The 15,405-nt window shown below is 53.7% G+C and carries 17 protein-coding genes; 9 read left to right on the forward strand and 8 right to left on the reverse strand.

Annotated elements, in window-relative coordinates:
• Window positions 1-360 precede the first annotated feature (360 nt).
• Complete coding sequence (locus BN3277_RS06705) at window positions 361-1,191, reverse strand: hypothetical protein (protein ID WP_148500992.1); 831 nt, start codon at window positions 1,189-1,191, stop codon at window positions 361-363.
• Between the two features lie 204 nt (window positions 1,192-1,395).
• Here BN3277_RS06705 and BN3277_RS06710 point away from each other — a divergent pair, with 204 nt between their 5' ends.
• Window positions 1,396-2,814 (forward strand): hypothetical protein, encoded by a 1,419-nt coding sequence (locus tag BN3277_RS06710; RefSeq protein WP_059041810.1) that lies wholly within the window; start codon window positions 1,396-1,398, stop codon window positions 2,812-2,814.
• Between the two features lie 435 nt (window positions 2,815-3,249).
• Here the strand turns inward: BN3277_RS06710 and BN3277_RS06715 are convergent, their stop codons facing one another.
• A complete protein-coding gene (locus BN3277_RS06715; protein ID WP_059041811.1) occupies window positions 3,250-3,924 on the reverse strand; it encodes a hypothetical protein in 675 nt (224 codons plus the stop codon).
• Between the two features lie 330 nt (window positions 3,925-4,254).
• Here BN3277_RS06715 and BN3277_RS06720 point away from each other — a divergent pair, with 330 nt between their 5' ends.
• Genes BN3277_RS06720 through BN3277_RS06740 form a run of 5 tightly spaced genes read left to right on the forward strand, consistent with a single transcriptional unit; the run spans window position 4,255 to window position 7,480 of the window.
• Complete coding sequence (locus tag BN3277_RS06720) at window positions 4,255-4,458, forward strand: hypothetical protein (RefSeq protein WP_059041812.1); 204 nt, start codon at window positions 4,255-4,257, stop codon at window positions 4,456-4,458.
• A gap of 30 nt (window positions 4,459-4,488) precedes the next feature.
• Window positions 4,489-5,250, forward strand: coding sequence for a hypothetical protein (locus BN3277_RS06725; RefSeq protein ID WP_059041501.1), 762 nt, complete (start codon window positions 4,489-4,491; stop codon window positions 5,248-5,250).
• A complete protein-coding gene (locus BN3277_RS06730) occupies window positions 5,247-6,449 on the forward strand; it encodes a glutathionylspermidine synthase family protein (RefSeq protein WP_082691351.1) in 1,203 nt (400 codons plus the stop codon). The genes BN3277_RS06725 and BN3277_RS06730 overlap by 4 nt, the downstream gene beginning before the upstream one ends.
• On the forward strand, window positions 6,450-7,091 hold the full coding sequence (locus BN3277_RS06735; RefSeq protein ID WP_059041502.1) for a hypothetical protein: 642 nt from the start codon (window positions 6,450-6,452) through the stop codon (window positions 7,089-7,091).
• Window positions 7,088-7,480: a DUF350 domain-containing protein gene (locus BN3277_RS06740; RefSeq protein WP_059041503.1), complete on the forward strand. Its 393-nt coding sequence runs from the start codon at window positions 7,088-7,090 to the stop codon at window positions 7,478-7,480. Before BN3277_RS06735 ends, BN3277_RS06740 begins: the two co-directional genes overlap by 4 nt.
• 171 nt (window positions 7,481-7,651) lie before the next feature.
• Here the strand turns inward: BN3277_RS06740 and BN3277_RS06745 are convergent, their stop codons facing one another.
• Window positions 7,652-8,851 (reverse strand): MFS transporter, encoded by a 1,200-nt coding sequence (locus BN3277_RS06745; protein ID WP_059041814.1) that lies wholly within the window; start codon window positions 8,849-8,851, stop codon window positions 7,652-7,654.
• A gap of 278 nt (window positions 8,852-9,129) precedes the next feature.
• On the opposite strand from BN3277_RS06745, the gene BN3277_RS06750 reads away from it, so the two are divergent.
• Window positions 9,130-9,834 carry a hypothetical protein gene (locus tag BN3277_RS06750; RefSeq protein ID WP_059041504.1) on the forward strand — a complete coding sequence of 235 codons (705 nt, stop codon included), beginning with the start codon at window positions 9,130-9,132 and terminating at the stop codon, window positions 9,832-9,834.
• Window positions 9,835-9,897: 63 nt separating this feature from the next.
• On the opposite strand, the gene BN3277_RS06755 is transcribed toward BN3277_RS06750, so the two are convergent.
• Window positions 9,898-10,080: a hypothetical protein gene (locus BN3277_RS06755; protein WP_059041505.1), complete on the reverse strand. Its 183-nt coding sequence runs from the start codon at window positions 10,078-10,080 to the stop codon at window positions 9,898-9,900.
• A gap of 62 nt (window positions 10,081-10,142) precedes the next feature.
• Complete coding sequence (locus BN3277_RS06760; RefSeq protein WP_059041506.1) at window positions 10,143-10,604, reverse strand: MarR family winged helix-turn-helix transcriptional regulator; 462 nt, start codon at window positions 10,602-10,604, stop codon at window positions 10,143-10,145.
• A 189-nt stretch (window positions 10,605-10,793) separates the two neighbouring features.
• Here BN3277_RS06760 and BN3277_RS06765 point away from each other — a divergent pair, with 189 nt between their 5' ends.
• Window positions 10,794-11,282, forward strand: coding sequence for a glutathione peroxidase (locus tag BN3277_RS06765; RefSeq protein WP_059041507.1), 489 nt, complete (start codon window positions 10,794-10,796; stop codon window positions 11,280-11,282).
• Window positions 11,283-11,458: 176 nt separating this feature from the next.
• Complete coding sequence (locus tag BN3277_RS06770) at window positions 11,459-12,133, forward strand: hypothetical protein (protein WP_059041508.1); 675 nt, start codon at window positions 11,459-11,461, stop codon at window positions 12,131-12,133.
• 604 nt (window positions 12,134-12,737) lie between these two features.
• Here BN3277_RS06770 and phnE (BN3277_RS06780) read toward each other — a convergent pair.
• From phnE (BN3277_RS06780) to phnC, 3 genes are read right to left on the reverse strand one after another with little or no spacing between them, the layout of a single operon-like run.
• Entirely contained in the window at window positions 12,738-13,550 is an 813-nt protein-coding gene (phnE, locus tag BN3277_RS06780) for a phosphonate ABC transporter, permease protein PhnE (protein ID WP_059041510.1), read from the reverse strand.
• Window positions 13,547-14,533, reverse strand: a complete 987-nt coding sequence (gene phnE, locus BN3277_RS06785) for a phosphonate ABC transporter, permease protein PhnE (RefSeq protein ID WP_232436351.1) — start codon at window positions 14,531-14,533, stop codon at window positions 13,547-13,549. The genes phnE (BN3277_RS06780) and phnE (BN3277_RS06785) overlap by 4 nt, the downstream gene beginning before the upstream one ends.
• On the reverse strand, window positions 14,533-15,333 hold the full coding sequence (phnC, locus tag BN3277_RS06790) for a phosphonate ABC transporter ATP-binding protein (protein WP_059041511.1): 801 nt from the start codon (window positions 15,331-15,333) through the stop codon (window positions 14,533-14,535). The genes phnE (BN3277_RS06785) and phnC overlap by 1 nt, the downstream gene beginning before the upstream one ends.
• Between the last annotated feature and the right edge of the window lie 72 nt (window positions 15,334-15,405).

A 15,405-nucleotide genomic window follows, 5' to 3' on the forward strand; every position in this document is an offset into this window, starting at 1 on the left:
TTTCCTTGTTTTACGCTGCCTTCTATGAAAATGCAAACTTGTAAAATGCTTGATATTTATAGCCTGTAAAAATTAGCGGCTGTTGTATCTAAAGTTCAAGGGAATTAATTGAACTTATTTTATCATTGCTGTACAGCGCTTCATCTTTTTAGGCTCTAATTTACAATGTCCAGCCAACCATCTAGGGTCAAAATTTCTGCGTTTTGGGTTATAACATTAATTCTTACTGGAAACCTGCCATTTTCAGTATCCAGATACATATATTTATAAAAAGAAGGATATATGAAAATACTGTAAAGAACAATTATAGCTAGAATAAATATTAGCAAATAAATTATACTTTTTTTCATATATTCAAGCTCACTCCCTCAATGAATCTATATTAATTTCATAACGAAGCACATAGCTTTTATTATAGTACTCAATTTTTTTTAGAAGAATACCAGTATCCTTATCGTACCAAAGCTCCGTCTTCATTGGAATGTTCGTCTGTAGCTTGAAAGTATTTTTTTCAATTTTTTCATTTATTTTCAATAACTCTTGGCCAGTACTTTCTACGTATCCTGATGAACCCTCTAAATCAGTATAAAAATGGTACTTCCCACTAAGTTGTTGCTCTAAATAAGGATATAACACATCTTTATAACTTGGATTAATCTCCCATTTAACAGTACTACCACTTGTTGTTTTTGTTGTTCCTTTGGGGGACCAATCTATCACCTCATAGGCAGGTTCTTCAATCCAATGAGACTCTTTAAAACCTACGAAATTAATTCCAGACTTTGGTCTTGCATTAGATTGAAACTCAAAAGTAACAATATCATCGCCTTTAGTTACGGATTTATACATTTTATAGACAGCATAGGAATCCGCATATTCAGTTGTCCCGCCTCCGGTAGTTGTTAATATAAGTTGATATTCAGAGGAGGCATAAGTTTCAGAGTTGTTGAAGAAATCTGGATGTTCCGACAACGGAATCAGGCCATATCCTTGTTGTGCAGCAAATTTTTTATTTAATACTGGGTCGAGGGACATCTTTATGACAGAGGTTGATTGAGGAGAAATCTCACGGGGCGATTCCATATTCTCACTTTGATCACCTTCTGCCGAAACATTTCCTCCAGTTGAAAGCAGTAAGGCACAGGATATTAGTAATGGAAAAGAGAGTTTTAAAGACTTTATAAAACTCATTTTAAACCTACGTTCTTTTTTATTGATAAAACCGGCCGGGCATTCTTATTATACAAAAATAATCATTTACTTCTATAAATTCTCATGTAATATTTTAACATATTTGTGACGGCGGCATCATCCTACCTCGACATGGGCCGAACCCTTGCTTGGGCTCCTGCATAGCATATAGCACATTTGCAGGAAAAGGGGCACGACTCCATGATAGGGATAGAGCTGTCGGCGATTCACTATGTATACCTCGCGTTTATCGTCTTGATTATGGCGTTGTTGATCAAGCGGCGCGATACGACGATGATCTGCGTGGTGGGGATTTTTACGCTGGGGCTGCTGGCGACGGAGACGCTCAGCGGTTCGGTTTCGGGCATCTTTAACTCGTTTATTTACGCGACCAAAGAGTTAATGGGGACGATTATGATCATCTCAATCATCGTGGCGATGAGCCGGGTGCTGATCCGCACGGGTATCAACGAGACGATGGTGTCCCCGTTGACGCGGTTTATCCGGACGCCAACGATGGCGTATTGGGGGATCGGGGTCATTATGATGGTGACCTCGCTGTTCTTCTGGCCTTCGCCTGCGGTGGCGCTGATCGGCGCCGTCCTGTTGCCCGTAGCGATTCGCGTAGGGCTTCCGGCGCTGGGGGCGGCGGTGGCGATGAACCTGTTTGGGCATGGCATCGCCTTGTCCGGCGACTATATCATCCAGGGAGCGCCGAAGTTGACGGCGGACGCGGCGGGCTTGCCTGTCAGCAGCGTCATGTCGGCTAGCGTGCCGCTCGTTCTTGTCATGGGCCTGGTGAGTACGGTGACCGCCTTTTGGCTGATGCGCCGTGATCTGCGGAACGGGACGTGGCGGGATGGCCTGGTGGCCGGGAAAGGTACGGGCGGCGTGCTTGGCGAGGATCGTCCCGCGAGCAAAGAGGATCGCGCAGCCATCTCCCCGCAGGCCAAAAAAGGGCTAGCCATCCTGATCCCGCTGCTCTTCGCTGCCGACGTTGTCGCCATGTTCCTGCTGAACTTGCAGGGGGGCGACGCAACGGCGTTGGTCGGCGGCACGGCGGTGCTGATCCTGATTGGCGTGACGCTGCTGGCGCACCGGAACCGGGGCCTGGAGAAGGTCACCTCGTATCTGATCGAAGGGTTGACCTTCGGCTTTAAGGTGTTTGGCCCCGTGATCCCGATCGCCGCGTTCTTCTATCTTGGCGACGCGGCGTTTCAGGAGCTGTTCGGGCAGGTGCTCCCCGAAACGTCGCATGGGATCGTGAACGACCTCGGCGTGGCGCTGGCCGACGTCGTTCCGCTGAACGGCATCGTCGGCGCTGTGACCCTCGCCGTCACGGGAGCGATCACCGGCCTGGACGGCTCCGGCTTCTCGGGCATTTCGCTGGCCGGCTCGATCGCCCAGCTGTTTGGCACCGCCATCGGCTCCGGCACGGCCGTATTGACGGCGCTGGGGCAGGTCGCCGCCATCTGGGTCGGCGGCGGCACGCTGATCCCGTGGGCGCTCATCCCGGCCGCCGCCATTTGCGGCGTGAGTCCGTTCGAGCTCGCCCGCCGCAACCTGAAGCCGGTGTTCATCGGCCTGGCCGTAACCACCGTGGTGGCGATGTTTCTGGTGTAGCTCGGGAAGGGAGAGCAGGACCGGGTTGGTACTTGACGCAGGAGGCGGGCATCCGCCTCCTTTGTTTGTACTCCCATTTGCACCAAACCTCATCGTTTCCTCTCTCCACTTACATACTCTTTGACTACTTTTACTAATTTAGCTCCAAAACCTACAGTTAGTTTGGCAGGTTTGGTTCGAGATTACCATTTACATGTAAATCCTACCGTTAATATTGCTTGTTTCTGCCCAATCCCCGTTTCTGGCCGAATTAACAGTAGGTTTTACCGCTAATCATGCAAAAGCCCCACAATTCGCCTAAATTAACAGGAGGTTTTACCGTTAACTCATTCCCCAGCGTCGCGAAAGCCACCCACCATTTAACTGCATTCCGTCTACCATCCCCTCATCCTGCGCAATTACCTCCTCACTCTGCTTCATTTCCCCACGTCACCCTCACAAATAGTCCATCACCCCACGCACCAACTCATACTTAACGATCCGTTCCCCTTTTCCGCGGGGAACCGGCCTCATCCACCCCTTGGCGGTCACTTTTTGCAGCATATGGACCGCGGTTTTATGGTTCAGCTCAAAGTGCCGTTCGACATCCACCGGCCGCAGTGGACGCGCGAGCTGTACGGCGAGCCGGATGACCTCCTTCTCCGCCAGCAACCTCCGCGAGCCGGGGGCACGTTCTGGATGGTACCGGCTGAGCACCATACGCAGCAGGTTGATACAAAGCTCTGGCCGTTGCTCAATATCATCGTACGCGAAGGAGATCACCTGGAAGCCCATGGCGTGCAGGAACGTTTCACGGTTGAGTTCGTGGCAGTACTTCTGCCGGTCCATGTCGCGGACGTGTGAGGCGTAGCCTTTAATCTCAAATAACAGCTTCAACTCGCCATTCCCCGGTAGCCAGGCGAAATCGGCAAAATACGACCGCCCCCGCCAATCGCTGACTTCGTACTCCGGATGGAGGTCTTCGAAATCACTGCGCAGCGGCCACCAGACCTTCCGCAGAAACTGCACCTCTGCATGGGCATGTCCCCGTTCCAATCGGCCTCGCCGTTCCCCGGATCTCCGCGCCAAATGGAACTCCAGAAACGCTGCATAGTTTTCATCAAAATCCATAGAACTCATCAAACCAGCCCCTTCCTTAACCCAAATAAAAACGCCCCGCATTCACTCCTTGAAGAACTAGAGCGATACGGGACGTGCTTCGTCTTACCTTCAGTATAGTGCAGGCATTCGATTCCGTCCACCGAGGGAGGGCGTTAGAGTTTTGATCCATTTTCCATTGCATTTCGCCATCAACGGTCGTAAGCTAACGGAAGGGTTTTCCAATAGAGGGTATCGGTTCATTCCCACCTTCTCCCTGCGGAAAGGATGAAACGAAGCGGGACTCGGTGCGTAACATTAGATAGTGTGTACATGGAAAGGGTGACTGCATTGGATAACGGCATGAGCGTTAAATTGTACGAAAAGCTGCCGGACGGAGAGCTGCGGGAACTGGAAGAGCGCGTATGGAGCGCTAATATGGTGGCGGCGTTAGAGCATGTGAACTACCTGGTCGTGGGCAACCGAGAATTCGAAACGGTGGAAGGCCGGCTGAATGTAGACGAAGGCACGCTGGAGCTTCTGCTCGTTCCAATCGTGCACGAATAAGATCGTTTTTTCGTAAGGAGGGAATCGGTTTTGGCAAAAGAAGAGGAAGCAACACGGACGGACACGGCCGCCGCACAAGACACGGCGCCAAAGGAGCCGTTCGCATCCAAGTTTTTTACTCCAGAAGGGAAGCCAATCCGCGTCTTGTCGACTTCGCTGGGGATCGCGCTGTTGGCGAACGCGTTCCTGATCCCGGGTGCCGGGGCTACGGCTTCGGGGAGCGCTTCGTCGGCGGATGAACCGAAGCTGGTCGCTTGGTCGACGGAGGAAGTGAAGCAATATTTCGACAAAAACGTGGACTGGAACATCCCGCTTCCGCTCGACCAAGAAGAGGGCACAGGGGAGGCATCCGGCACCGGCGGAGCGGGCAACTCGGACAGCTCCAACGGTTCGGGTGGCACCACTGTTATCAACCATTACGGAGGCGGTTTTGGCTGGGACGATATGCTGCTGTACCACCTGCTGTTCAACAGCGGTTCCAGTTATTCGTCCAGCCGCTGGTACGACAACCATCGCGGGTATTATGCTGGCTCGTCAACGCCGTATAAACCCAAATCATATTCCAGCGAGACATTCCAAAATAAACAAATGTCCGGTTCGGTGGTTCGACCTAAAACGTCAACCTCTTCCACCGGCTCGATCGTCCGACGCTCCACCTCCTCGAAGGCGGGCGGTATCGGCGGGAAATCGAGCTCGCTAGGCTCGTCGTCGAGCTCGTCGTCCGGCTCCTCTAAGAGCTCGATTTCCGGTTCAAGATCCAGCGGCACCAGTAAGGGGTTCTTTGGCGGATGATGGACGGGAGCGGGATTTTCGAAGTCGTAGGGCAGCCGCATCCCGACCGGAGCGAGCGGGTGGAGAAGCTGGCCGAGCTGGGCTTTACCTGGGCGAACCTCGAGGAAGAAGAGTATTGGATCGACCAAATGGTGTTGATGCCAAAGGCGACCTACGCGGAGCTGGAACAGGCGGCCGCCGCACTGTGGCGTATCCTCGACAAGGCGGTTCGCTACGTCCATCGTCGACCGGATCTCTATGAGCTGATCGGCATTCCGCCGATTTTGTGGACGATGTTGGATGAGCTGCCGATGCCGGAGCCGGGCCTGATCAGCCGCTACGCGCGGTTCGATTTCGCCGTGGCAAACGACGGCACGATCAAGTTGCTGGAGCTGAATGCGGATACGCCAACCGGTTACGTCGAGGCTTCGATCGCTACTCCTTGGCTGATGGAACAGGCGGGATACGCCTCGCCGAACGCGCGGATGAAAGACCTGGTGGCGGAAGCCTGGGCTGTCGAGCGGCCGGATACGGCGGCTTGCGTCGATTACGGCTGGCATCTGGAGGATTCCGGGACAATTGAAGCCTTGGGACGACATAGCGGGCTGGATTTGCACTACGAAGATTGCCTGGAGCTCTGGGTGGACGAAGGAACGCTGAAGAATAAAGACGGTCGGACCATTGAGCGCCTGTTTGCGTTGTATCCGAAGGAATGGATGGCGGTGGACGATGCCGGGGAGGCGCTGAGTTACGCGATTGAAACCGGACGGCTTACGATTTTTAACGGGCCGCATAGCATTTTGCTGCAATCCAAAGGTCTGCTTGCCGCTGTCTGGGGACTTTACGAGCTGGGTTTGCTGTTTGATGAAGAGGAGCGCCAGGCGATCGCCAAATACGTGCTGCCGACCTACAACAAACCGGTCTTCTCCGGTGATTTCGTGTCCAAGTCGATGTTTGGCCGCGAAGGGGGTTCGGTCCGCCTGTTCGACGAGGAAGGCCGGCTGGAGCTCGAGGATCAGGAGGGCTTTGACAGCAGCATCTTGTTCCCAACGGTGTATCAAAAAAGAGCCGAGCTGGCTCGGATCGAAACGGTTGTGGGCGAGCGCCATTTGCTGATCGGTATGTTCGTCCTGAACGGGACGCCTTGCGGCTTGCTGGGTCGTGCCGGCGGACCGATCACCGGCAATACCAGTCATTTTATCGCGTTAGGAGTGAAATAAATGCAAGATCTAAAGCAGCCGTGGGCGCGGCGGTTCCTCGTTACGCTGATGCTGGTGTTGTCCGTGGCCGTACTCGGAGCCTGCGGCAATACGACCAGCGTCTTCTCCACGGGTACCGGTTCGGAGTCGGAGCTAACAACCGCCCGCGTACCCTGGGATTATAAAATCGTGGAAGCGACGGTTGGCGATCTAGTGGGCAGCGATATGACGATTTTGCCCGATAACGATCTGTTGCCCAACGATAACAATTACGCCACCGGGGACAAAATTTGGATCCTTCAGTTCATGGATGCCGAGTTGACCACGGACGAGAACCAAAAGAACGAGGTACGCTTGTCCTCTTGGACAACGCTGAAGTCTTATCCGGATCAGGCGTCTGCCGAGAAGGATATGGCCGAGCTGAAGGTGTCAGTTACGACCGATGTGGACCTGGTTGGCGTGTACAAAACGGAATACCAAGGCAAAACGCGGAACTTCGCCGTATTGGAGCTGCCGACCGGAAACCGGATCAAGCAGCCGATCGATGATGCGCGGTACGCGGCGTTGGAGAAAGCGAAGACCACGTCGGTCGTGCTGGAGGAAGTACATGATTTTGCCGATTATGATTTGGCATTTGCGAAATTTCGGGGGTGGGCGAAGTGACGATCGTTTTGAATATCGTAGTTAGTGTGGCCGTAATGATTTTGCTGCAATTGCTTGGGATGGTGATCTTTAATTGGATGACCCCGTACCGCGATATGGAGGAGCTCAAGAAAGGAAATGTCGCTGTAGCCCTGGCGCTGGGCGGCAAATTCCTGGGGACGGCCATCATCTTGGGCGTGTCCGCCTTCACGAACACCTCGATCTTGCATATGATCTTGTGGTTTGCTGTAGGTTATGTGTGCCTCGTGGCGTCCTACTGGATTTTTGAACTGGTGACTCCAGGATTTAAAATTTCCGACCAGCTGAAGAACGGGAACGTTGCGGTAGGTACCTTGCTGTGCTTGGTGTTTATCGGCATGGCGTTTGCCGTTAGCAGCCTTATTATTTAATCGCGTCTGACCTTCTCCTAACAGACTTCTAAAATATTCCCCGGGGAATTAATGATGGGGATACAAAGAAACCCCCGTATTCTGCTTGGCGGCTATGGCTGTCGCTTGGCGGAATGCGGGGGTATTTGACTTTGCGTAGGAAGGCGGATGGAACTGACCGTACTTAGGGCGTTACATCAGCTCGTTGCGTTTGCGCAGATAGCTATACAAGATGATGCTGCACACTGCGCATAACAAGGCGCATACCCCAATGAAGGCGTATCCGGCTTGTAGCCCGCGCAGCAGGCCTAAGCCGCTGTTGGCACCGCCGGCAACGAGCTCCTTGATCCCGTCGGTGATCGCGCCGATCAGATAGTTGCCGATCACGCTGCCGACCCCCATCAGCGTTACGATGAAGGTGATGGCGGAGTCGCTGGACGAGCGGTACTTCTTGGCGATCAGCGCCATGACGGTCGGATAGATCGGGGCGATACCGATCCCGGCTGCCGCGAACAGGAAGGCTCCGGGCTCGCCGGCCCAAATCGCGATCAAGGTGCATATTCCGGAGAAGGCGGAGAACAGAATTAAAGAAAGCGTAAAGCCGATTTTATCTGTGACGGGTCCCAGCGCCAGCCGCGCGAACGTAAAGCACAGGAAGAAGGCGGACAACATGCCTGAAGCGCTGGTGGTATTCCATTGGTAGGCTTTCTCTAGAAAGTTAACCAGCCAGCCGCCAACGGCCATTTCGGAAACAACGCCAAACGAGAGCACCAGCACGATCAGCCAGATCGCCGGATCGCGCATGAGTTGAGTGAATGGAACCCGCTGGCCGCCGTGCTCTTCTTCGCCCGGGAATCGGCTCAGCAACGTCGGGATCATCGGAATGACCGAGAGCGACAGCATAATTAGATACATCCCGCGCCAATCGAGGACATGTCCGCCGATCGAGACGGTCATCAGCCCCGAGGCGATCATCGGCGCTACCGTAGAGCTCAGCCCATAGAAAAAATGGGAGAGGTTCATCATCGTGCCGGTGTTGCCGACGAAAATACGAGCGGCTAGGATAGCCAGCGCGATTTCGAGCATCCCGTTGCCGATGTACATCAGGAAATAGGAGCCCGACAACGCCGGGAAGCTGCGCGATGCGAAGATGAGTACCCCGGACGCGGCCATGGAACCAAAGGCGAGCATCGTCACCGTTTTGGCCCCCCATTTGCGGGTCAAGTAGGCGGTGAACGAACATGCCAGCAAATACCCCAAGGAGTTGAGGGAGAGCAGCGTCCCGATCTGCATCTCGTCGATGCCGAAGTCCGTTTGGATGCGCGGGATGGCGGGACCTTTTATATTTTCTGAGAAGCCAAAAATAAAGAAACCGATAAAAACGGTTAACAGCTGAAAGAGATAATTCCGTTTGACGGAAGCGGAACGGGCGGCGCTGGTGGGCGTCGTCTCCGCGTTGGATTGCGATTGCGCTTTCAAGGGTGATCCTCCTGATGTCCGAAATGGAAAAGTCATGGATGAAAAAGAGTCGAACAGCCAAATCGTAACACATTTTTGGGCTTCGTTCTATCCTTTAGTTTGTGGAAGGGGACTTGGGGTATGATATGGACTTCCTGAACCATAATAAAACACGTTGATTATAGATATAGGCATGCTAAGGAGCGGATCGAATGAGTTGCAAATCTCGTAATGCCTTCCGTGTCGTCGGCTTGGGCTTGCTCATCTTGGTGGGCACATTGTCTGCTGTCGGATGGGCTGACGGGGCGCCGGTGGTTGAGGACCCTTTTCAAGGGCAACAGCTGGAGCCGCCGCAATTCGTTGGGATCGGAAAGCTCAACCCGTCATCCCCGGGAGAACTGAAGGCGGAACGGATGCGGACGGATCTGTGCTCGTTATGGAGTAATCACGCGAAATGGACGCGGGAATTCCAGTTCAGCCGTCTAGCCCGGTTGGAGGGGAGCGAGGTGCTAGAGGCCCGGCTGCTGCAAAACCTGCAGGAGATCGGGGAGGCGCTGAAGCCCTACTATGGGGCAGACGCGGGCAACCGGTTGATCGAGCTGCTGCAGGAGCATCACCGCATCGCCGTAGAGCTGACGGAAGCAGTCCAAAAGGGACATCGGGAGGATACCTACAAATATCGATCCGATGGGCACCTGAATGCCGAGGATCTAGCGATTTTTCTGAACCAGGTGAACCCGAACTGGCCTACCGAGGAACTGAAATCGCGACTGGATCGCTACCTGGAACTGACGGAAGATGCCTTGAATGCAAGGCTAAGCGAGGATGGGGTCACCGAGAACCGTCTCTATGAAGAGGCGGAGGATCAACTGATTCAGCTGGCGGAGGTGCTGGCCGAAGGGATTATCAAGCACTAAACAGACAAAAAAACACCCGTTTACCGCGCTGATTAAGCTTGCGTAATCGGGTGTTTTTCCATCTTAATGATGAATGTCGCATTTGTTCATGATAAACGCGATTTGGTTTTCGAGCCGATTGATTTGCTCCTGCGTCTCCGGGTCGGCCTGGCCCATGCCCCGCATCGAGGCGAGCTCCTGCTTCAACTTGTGTAGATCCTCGCCGGCGTTGGCGCAGTTATAGTTGCTTTCGAGATTTTCCAGCATGTTGATTCTCCTCCATCGGTTACTGGGTGATCCTTCCCTATTATGGAGGGTTTAGGGGGCGCTTATTCAGGTTGTTCCGGTTGGGCGGAGCCGCCGCTGATTTTGTGGAGAAAATCGTGGATCTGCTGGTGCATGGCGGTGATGTCCTCCACCTCGGCATCGGTACCTTCAAACAGCCGCATCGGGACGGTGCAGGCTTTGTCCTTTAGGGCTTTGCCTTCTTCGGTTAATTCGATGATGACGCTGCGCTCGTCGGCTTTGTCACGCGTCCGGGTGACGAGGTTCATCTGCTCCAGCTTTTTCAGCAGCGGCGTTAATGTGCCTGAGTCGAGATAGAGCATCGCACCAAGCTCTTTGACGGTGACGCCGTCCCGTTCCCATAAGGCAAGCAGGGTAATGTACTGCGTATAGGTCAAGCCGAACTCCGCCAGTAAGGGCCGGTACAGCTTCATGATCTCCCGGGAGCAGGTATAAAAAGCAAAGCAAAGCTGATTATCCAATTTCATGATTTCGTCGGTATTCATTTATATCCACCTGCCATTTAATTGTATGCAATGTATTTTGCTGTTGAGCCATTATAGCATTGCTTCTTCTTTTGCGTAAAGGGGCGTGGGTGGGGGCTATCGTTAATGAAGGTCCTCATTTGACACTGTAGTAAAGATTGTATACAATTAAATTACGCTTAATTTAAATGGGTGCTGGAGGTGCCGTGGATGTCCTTATTCGATATTGAAGTAAAAACAATTCAAGGCCAGGTGCAAACCTTGGAGCCTTATCGCGGTCAGGTAATGCTGATTGTGAATACGGCGACCAAATGCGGGTTTGCTCCGCAATTTAAAGGGCTGCAGAAGCTGCACGACACGTACAAGGAACAAGGGTTTACCGTGCTGGGATTCCCCTCAAGCCAATTTGCTAACCAGGAGCTAGGGACGGACGAAGAGGTGGCGCAGGCCTGCGAGCTGAATTTCGGCGTGTCGTTCCCGTTATTTTCGAAGATCGATGTAAATGGAAAAACCGCTCATCCACTCTTCAAGCACCTGACAAAGGAAGCTCCGGGCTTGTTAGGGTCCAAGCTGATCAAATGGAACTTTACGAAGTTCCTGGTGGATCAGGAAGGCAAGGTCGTGAAGCGCTTCGGCCCGACGGACGAACCGGAAAGCATCGAAGGGCAAATTCGCGAGCTGCTTGGCGTTGGCGTGTAAAGCAACGTAGCGCAGCGCGGGGACGGCCAAGATCCTATTGCGCAACCTTTTCTCATGTGTCACACTAGGAGTAGCATAATTGAACTTACGTGAGGCAAAGCCTGCCCCGTTTCCTTTCCTTGATGGAGAGGAGCGGGGCTTTTTGTTTTTACTATGGAGTGGTGGAGGCGATAGGCATGGGATTTCAAGCGGAACATGAGATTTGGCTTCAGGAGCATATGAAATGCAGAACAGGTGAGCGGCTGGATGCACTCCGGCGAGGGCATGGGTATGGGAATCAGTTGTTCGTCGAGCGGGTTTGGTGGCCGTTGGTGGGACATTTTGACGGGTTGCATCCGGAGTACGAGGTGAAGGATTGGCGGGGGCGATCCTATTTTGCTGACTTGGTGTGGGTGGTTGGAGCTGTACGGATCGTGTTTGAAATTATGGATTACGGCTCGCATGGCACGGATCGGACGAAATATCGGTTGGATCTGAATCGGGGGCTGTTTCTGCAGTCCCAAGACTGTCTGCTCTACTATATTGCACTGGACGAGTTGAAGGAGAATCCTGCGTTTATTCTTTCCTCTTTGCGGAGTATATTGTCACCCTATTTGTCCGTCGTTCAGGGGAACGCTCTACGGACCTATACCAAGATTGAGAGGGATCTGATGCGTGCCGCTGTTCGCCATCATCGGGTGATTCGCCCGGTGGAGGTAGCGCGCGAACTGGAGCTGCACACGATGACGGTCATTAAATACTGCCGGATCCTAGTGGAAAAAGGAAAGTTCCGCCCAATCGCCACAGGGAGCTCCGGGCGAGTGACTTCTTATGAGTATCTGGGCTCTCTACAGAGCCCGGATTTGGTCTGAGGGCGAGCCCATGCCCATTGGGCCGAATTGAGGGTGACATGGCGAAATGTATTCGAAATTTCATATACATTGGGTCCGCGGCGGGCGAAAAAGGCCCAATATATATGAAAAATCATATACAATGGGCCGAATTGAGGGTCACATGGCAAAATGTATTCGAAATTTCATATAGAATGCGCCTGTTTGGCGGGGATCCGGGGGAATGTATACGAAAAATCATATACATTGGGTCCGCGGCGGGCGAAAAAGGCCCAATATATATGAAAAATCATATATATTGGGCCGAGTTGAGGGTGACATGGCTCAATGTATTCGAAATTTCATATAGAATGAGCCGATTTGGCGGGGATCCAGAGGAATGTATTCGAAAAATCATATACATTGGGTCCGCGACGGGCGAAAAAGGCCCAATATATATGAAAAATCATATATATTGGGCCGAATTGAGGGTGACATGGCGAAATGTATTCGAAATTTCATATAGAATGCGCCTGTTTGGCGGGGATCCAAGGGAATGTATACGAAAAATCATATACATTGGGTCCGCGGCGGCTGACGTTAAAAAGGCGAAGGGTGTCCGAGTATCGAAGTCGAAGATCTAGGATTACACCAGCTTCTTCCGGAGATAACCGGATATCCAATCCACGAGGGTGATCATTACGATAATGCCGAGCAGGATGATGCCAACGCGATCCCAATCTCGCGAGCTGAGAGCGAAGATCAGCGGAGTGCCGATGCCGCCGGCGCCGATGACGCCAAGGATCGTTGCGGAGCGCAGATTGATCTCGAACCGATACAGCGTGTAGGACAGGAAACCCGGCAGCACTTGGGGCAGCACGGCGTACCACAGGATTTGCAGGCGGTTCGCCCCGGCTGCGATCAACGCTTCGGTGGGACCGTGATCCATGTTCTCGATCTCGTCGGCGAATAGCTTGCCGAGCATGCCGACCGAATGCAGCCCCAGCGCCAGCACGCCGGCAAAAGCGTTGGGCCCCACCGCCTTAATGAACAGCAGCGCCATCACGATTTCCGGGAAGGTGCGGACAAAGCTGAGCAGCATTTTGCCGGAGCCGGAGACGAAACGGGACTTGCCCCGATTGGCCGCCGCCCAGAAGGCGAACGGCAGGCAGACCAGCGTGGACACAAAGGTGCCCAGAATCGAGATGGTCAACGTCTCGAGCAATCCCCGCAGCAGATCCTCCCCGTCCGGCAAATAGACGTAGTTCCAATCCGGTGAGAACAAGCCCGAGAGAATGGACTTCGTAATTTGGCCGGCGGTTTCCTTGATTCCGTCAAACGGGATACCGGCAAACGCCCAGATATAGAGAAGAAGGAGCAGCACATAAATTAGCCAGCGGTAACGGTTCTTTTTTGGCTTCTGCACTTTGTGTCGCCAAGTTGTTGCGTTTGTTGTCATAACATTTTCTCCCGTAGTTTGGTGCTTACATAATCAATCAACAGGACGACCGCGAGCGTGAACAAGATGATCATACACGTCTTGTCATACTCCAGGAAACCTAAGGTGACTTCGTAGTAATGGCCGATCCCGCCGGCCCCAACGAGACCCAGCACCGCCGCGGCGCGAACGTTAATTTCGAACGTGTATAACACGTAGGAAATAAAATGGGCCTGGATTTGCGGCACAACGCCAAAGGCGATCCGCTGCACGGACGTGGCCCCGACGGACGTCATCGCTTCCAGCGGCCCGCGGTCGATCGTCTCCAGCGCTTCGTACGTCAGTTTGGCGATCAAGCCAAACGAGAAAACGGTCAGCGCCATCATGCCGGGCAGCGGGCCAAGTCCAAAGATGGCGACAAAGATCGCCGCCAGCAGCAGGTCCGGAATCGTCCGCACGAGGTTTAGCAGGAATCGGACGGGCTGGTAGATCCAGGCGCTGCGGCTGAGGTTGGAGGCGCAGAGCAGCGCCACCGGTACGGCAAGGATGGCGCCGAAGGTTGTTCCGATCAACGCCATGCGGATCGTCTCTAGCATCGCCGGCACGATATTGTCGAAGTAGCTCCACTTCGGCGGGAACATCTCCCGCAGCAGGTCCAGCATGTTTGGCGAGCCCTGGATTAGCTTGCTCAGCGAGGCGTCGGTGTCCACAGCGCTCCCCCACAGCAGGAGCAGGATGATCGCGGCGGTTAAATAATGCTTCAGCTTACCGGGAGCTGGCGGCCGACTGCGGTTTAAACCGACTTGGCCGGACAGGTTAGTGCTTAGTCTGGCGTTAGTGTTGGCGTTAGTGTTAATGCTGGCGTTATGATTGGCGCTAGTACTAGCGCTGGCATCGGCTCTAGTATAGATATTGGTGCCAGTATGGGCTTTGGAATTCGTAGCATCGGTATTCGTAGCATCGGTATTCGTAGTCTTGGTATTTGCACGTGGATTCGTGTTCATCAAGCCTGCGCCTCCAGCACCTGCGGCCCCGGGAGCCGGCTGGCCAGCAGCTCTTCCCGGTCGATCGCACGGCCGTAAATTTCCGCGAACCGCTCGTCCGTCGCCTCCGACACGGGCCCGTCGAAGACAACCTGCCCCGCGCGGAGCCCGATGATGCGTGTGGCGTAGCTGCGCGCTAGATCGATAAAATGCAGGTTCACGATCGTCGTAATGCCAAGCTCAACGTTGATGCGTTTCAAATCATCCATAACCTGCTTGGTCGTCAAAGGATCCAGGGACGCCACGGGCTCGTCGGCGAGGATGATTTTGGCCTCCTGCGCCAATACGCGGGCGATCGCCACCCGCTGCTGCTGCCCGCCGGAGAGCTGGTCGGCCCGGGCGTAGGCTTTTTCCACGATATTTACGCGCTCCAGCGCCTGAAAAGCTAACTCCACATCGGCCTCCGGAAAACGGCCAAACAGCGTACGCAGCGTGGAATGGTAGCCAACTCGGCCGGCCAACACGTTGCGCAGCACGGAGGAGCGCTTCACGAGATTGAAGCTTTGGAAGATCATGCCGATGTTGCGGCGAATCAGCCGCAGCGGCTTGCCGGCGGCTTGCGTGATCGACTTGCCGTCGATGAGGATGTCGCCTTCCGAGATATCGTGCAGCCGGTTCATAGACCGCAGCAGCGTCGACTTGCCGGCACCGGACAAGCCCACGATAGCCACGAATTCGCCGGGCTCGATCTTCAAGTTGATTTGATCCAGCCCTTTGGTGCCGTTCGGATACGTTTTGGAAACATTGCGTAGTTCTATCACGTTTGGGCTCCTTTTTTCACAAAAAATAATCTGGAAAAACGCACAGCCAGCCGGGAGCACACGGCGCTCCGA

Source organism: Paenibacillus rubinfantis (assembly GCF_001486505.1).
Taxonomy (GTDB): domain Bacteria; phylum Bacillota; class Bacilli; order Paenibacillales; family Paenibacillaceae; genus Fontibacillus; species Fontibacillus rubinfantis.

Bases quoted from the DNA above. Each gene is read 5' to 3' on its own strand.
- BN3277_RS06750 (WP_059041504.1), top strand. From the start codon at position 9,130: ATGAGTTGCAAATCTCGTAATGCCTTCCGTGTCGTCGGCTTGGGCTTG.
- BN3277_RS06760 (WP_059041506.1), bottom strand. From the start codon at position 10,604: ATGAATACCGACGAAATCATGAAATTGGATAATCAGCTTTGCTTTGCT.
- BN3277_RS06730 (WP_082691351.1), top strand. From the start codon at position 5,247: ATGATGGACGGGAGCGGGATTTTCGAAGTCGTAGGGCAGCCGCATCCC.
- phnE (WP_059041510.1), bottom strand. From the start codon at position 13,550: ATGACAACAAACGCAACAACTTGGCGACACAAAGTGCAGAAGCCAAAA.
- BN3277_RS06715 (WP_059041811.1), bottom strand. From the start codon at position 3,924: ATGGATTTTGATGAAAACTATGCAGCGTTTCTGGAGTTCCATTTGGCG.
- BN3277_RS06765 (WP_059041507.1), top strand. From the start codon at position 10,794: ATGTCCTTATTCGATATTGAAGTAAAAACAATTCAAGGCCAGGTGCAA.
- phnE (WP_232436351.1), bottom strand. From the start codon at position 14,533: ATGAACACGAATCCACGTGCAAATACCAAGACTACGAATACCGATGCT.
- BN3277_RS06755 (WP_059041505.1), bottom strand. From the start codon at position 10,080: ATGCTGGAAAATCTCGAAAGCAACTATAACTGCGCCAACGCCGGCGAG.
- BN3277_RS06705 (WP_148500992.1), bottom strand. From the start codon at position 1,191: ATGAGTTTTATAAAGTCTTTAAAACTCTCTTTTCCATTACTAATATCC.
- BN3277_RS06735 (WP_059041502.1), top strand. From the start codon at position 6,450: ATGCAAGATCTAAAGCAGCCGTGGGCGCGGCGGTTCCTCGTTACGCTG.
- BN3277_RS06770 (WP_059041508.1), top strand. From the start codon at position 11,459: ATGGGATTTCAAGCGGAACATGAGATTTGGCTTCAGGAGCATATGAAA.
- BN3277_RS06720 (WP_059041812.1), top strand. From the start codon at position 4,255: ATGAGCGTTAAATTGTACGAAAAGCTGCCGGACGGAGAGCTGCGGGAA.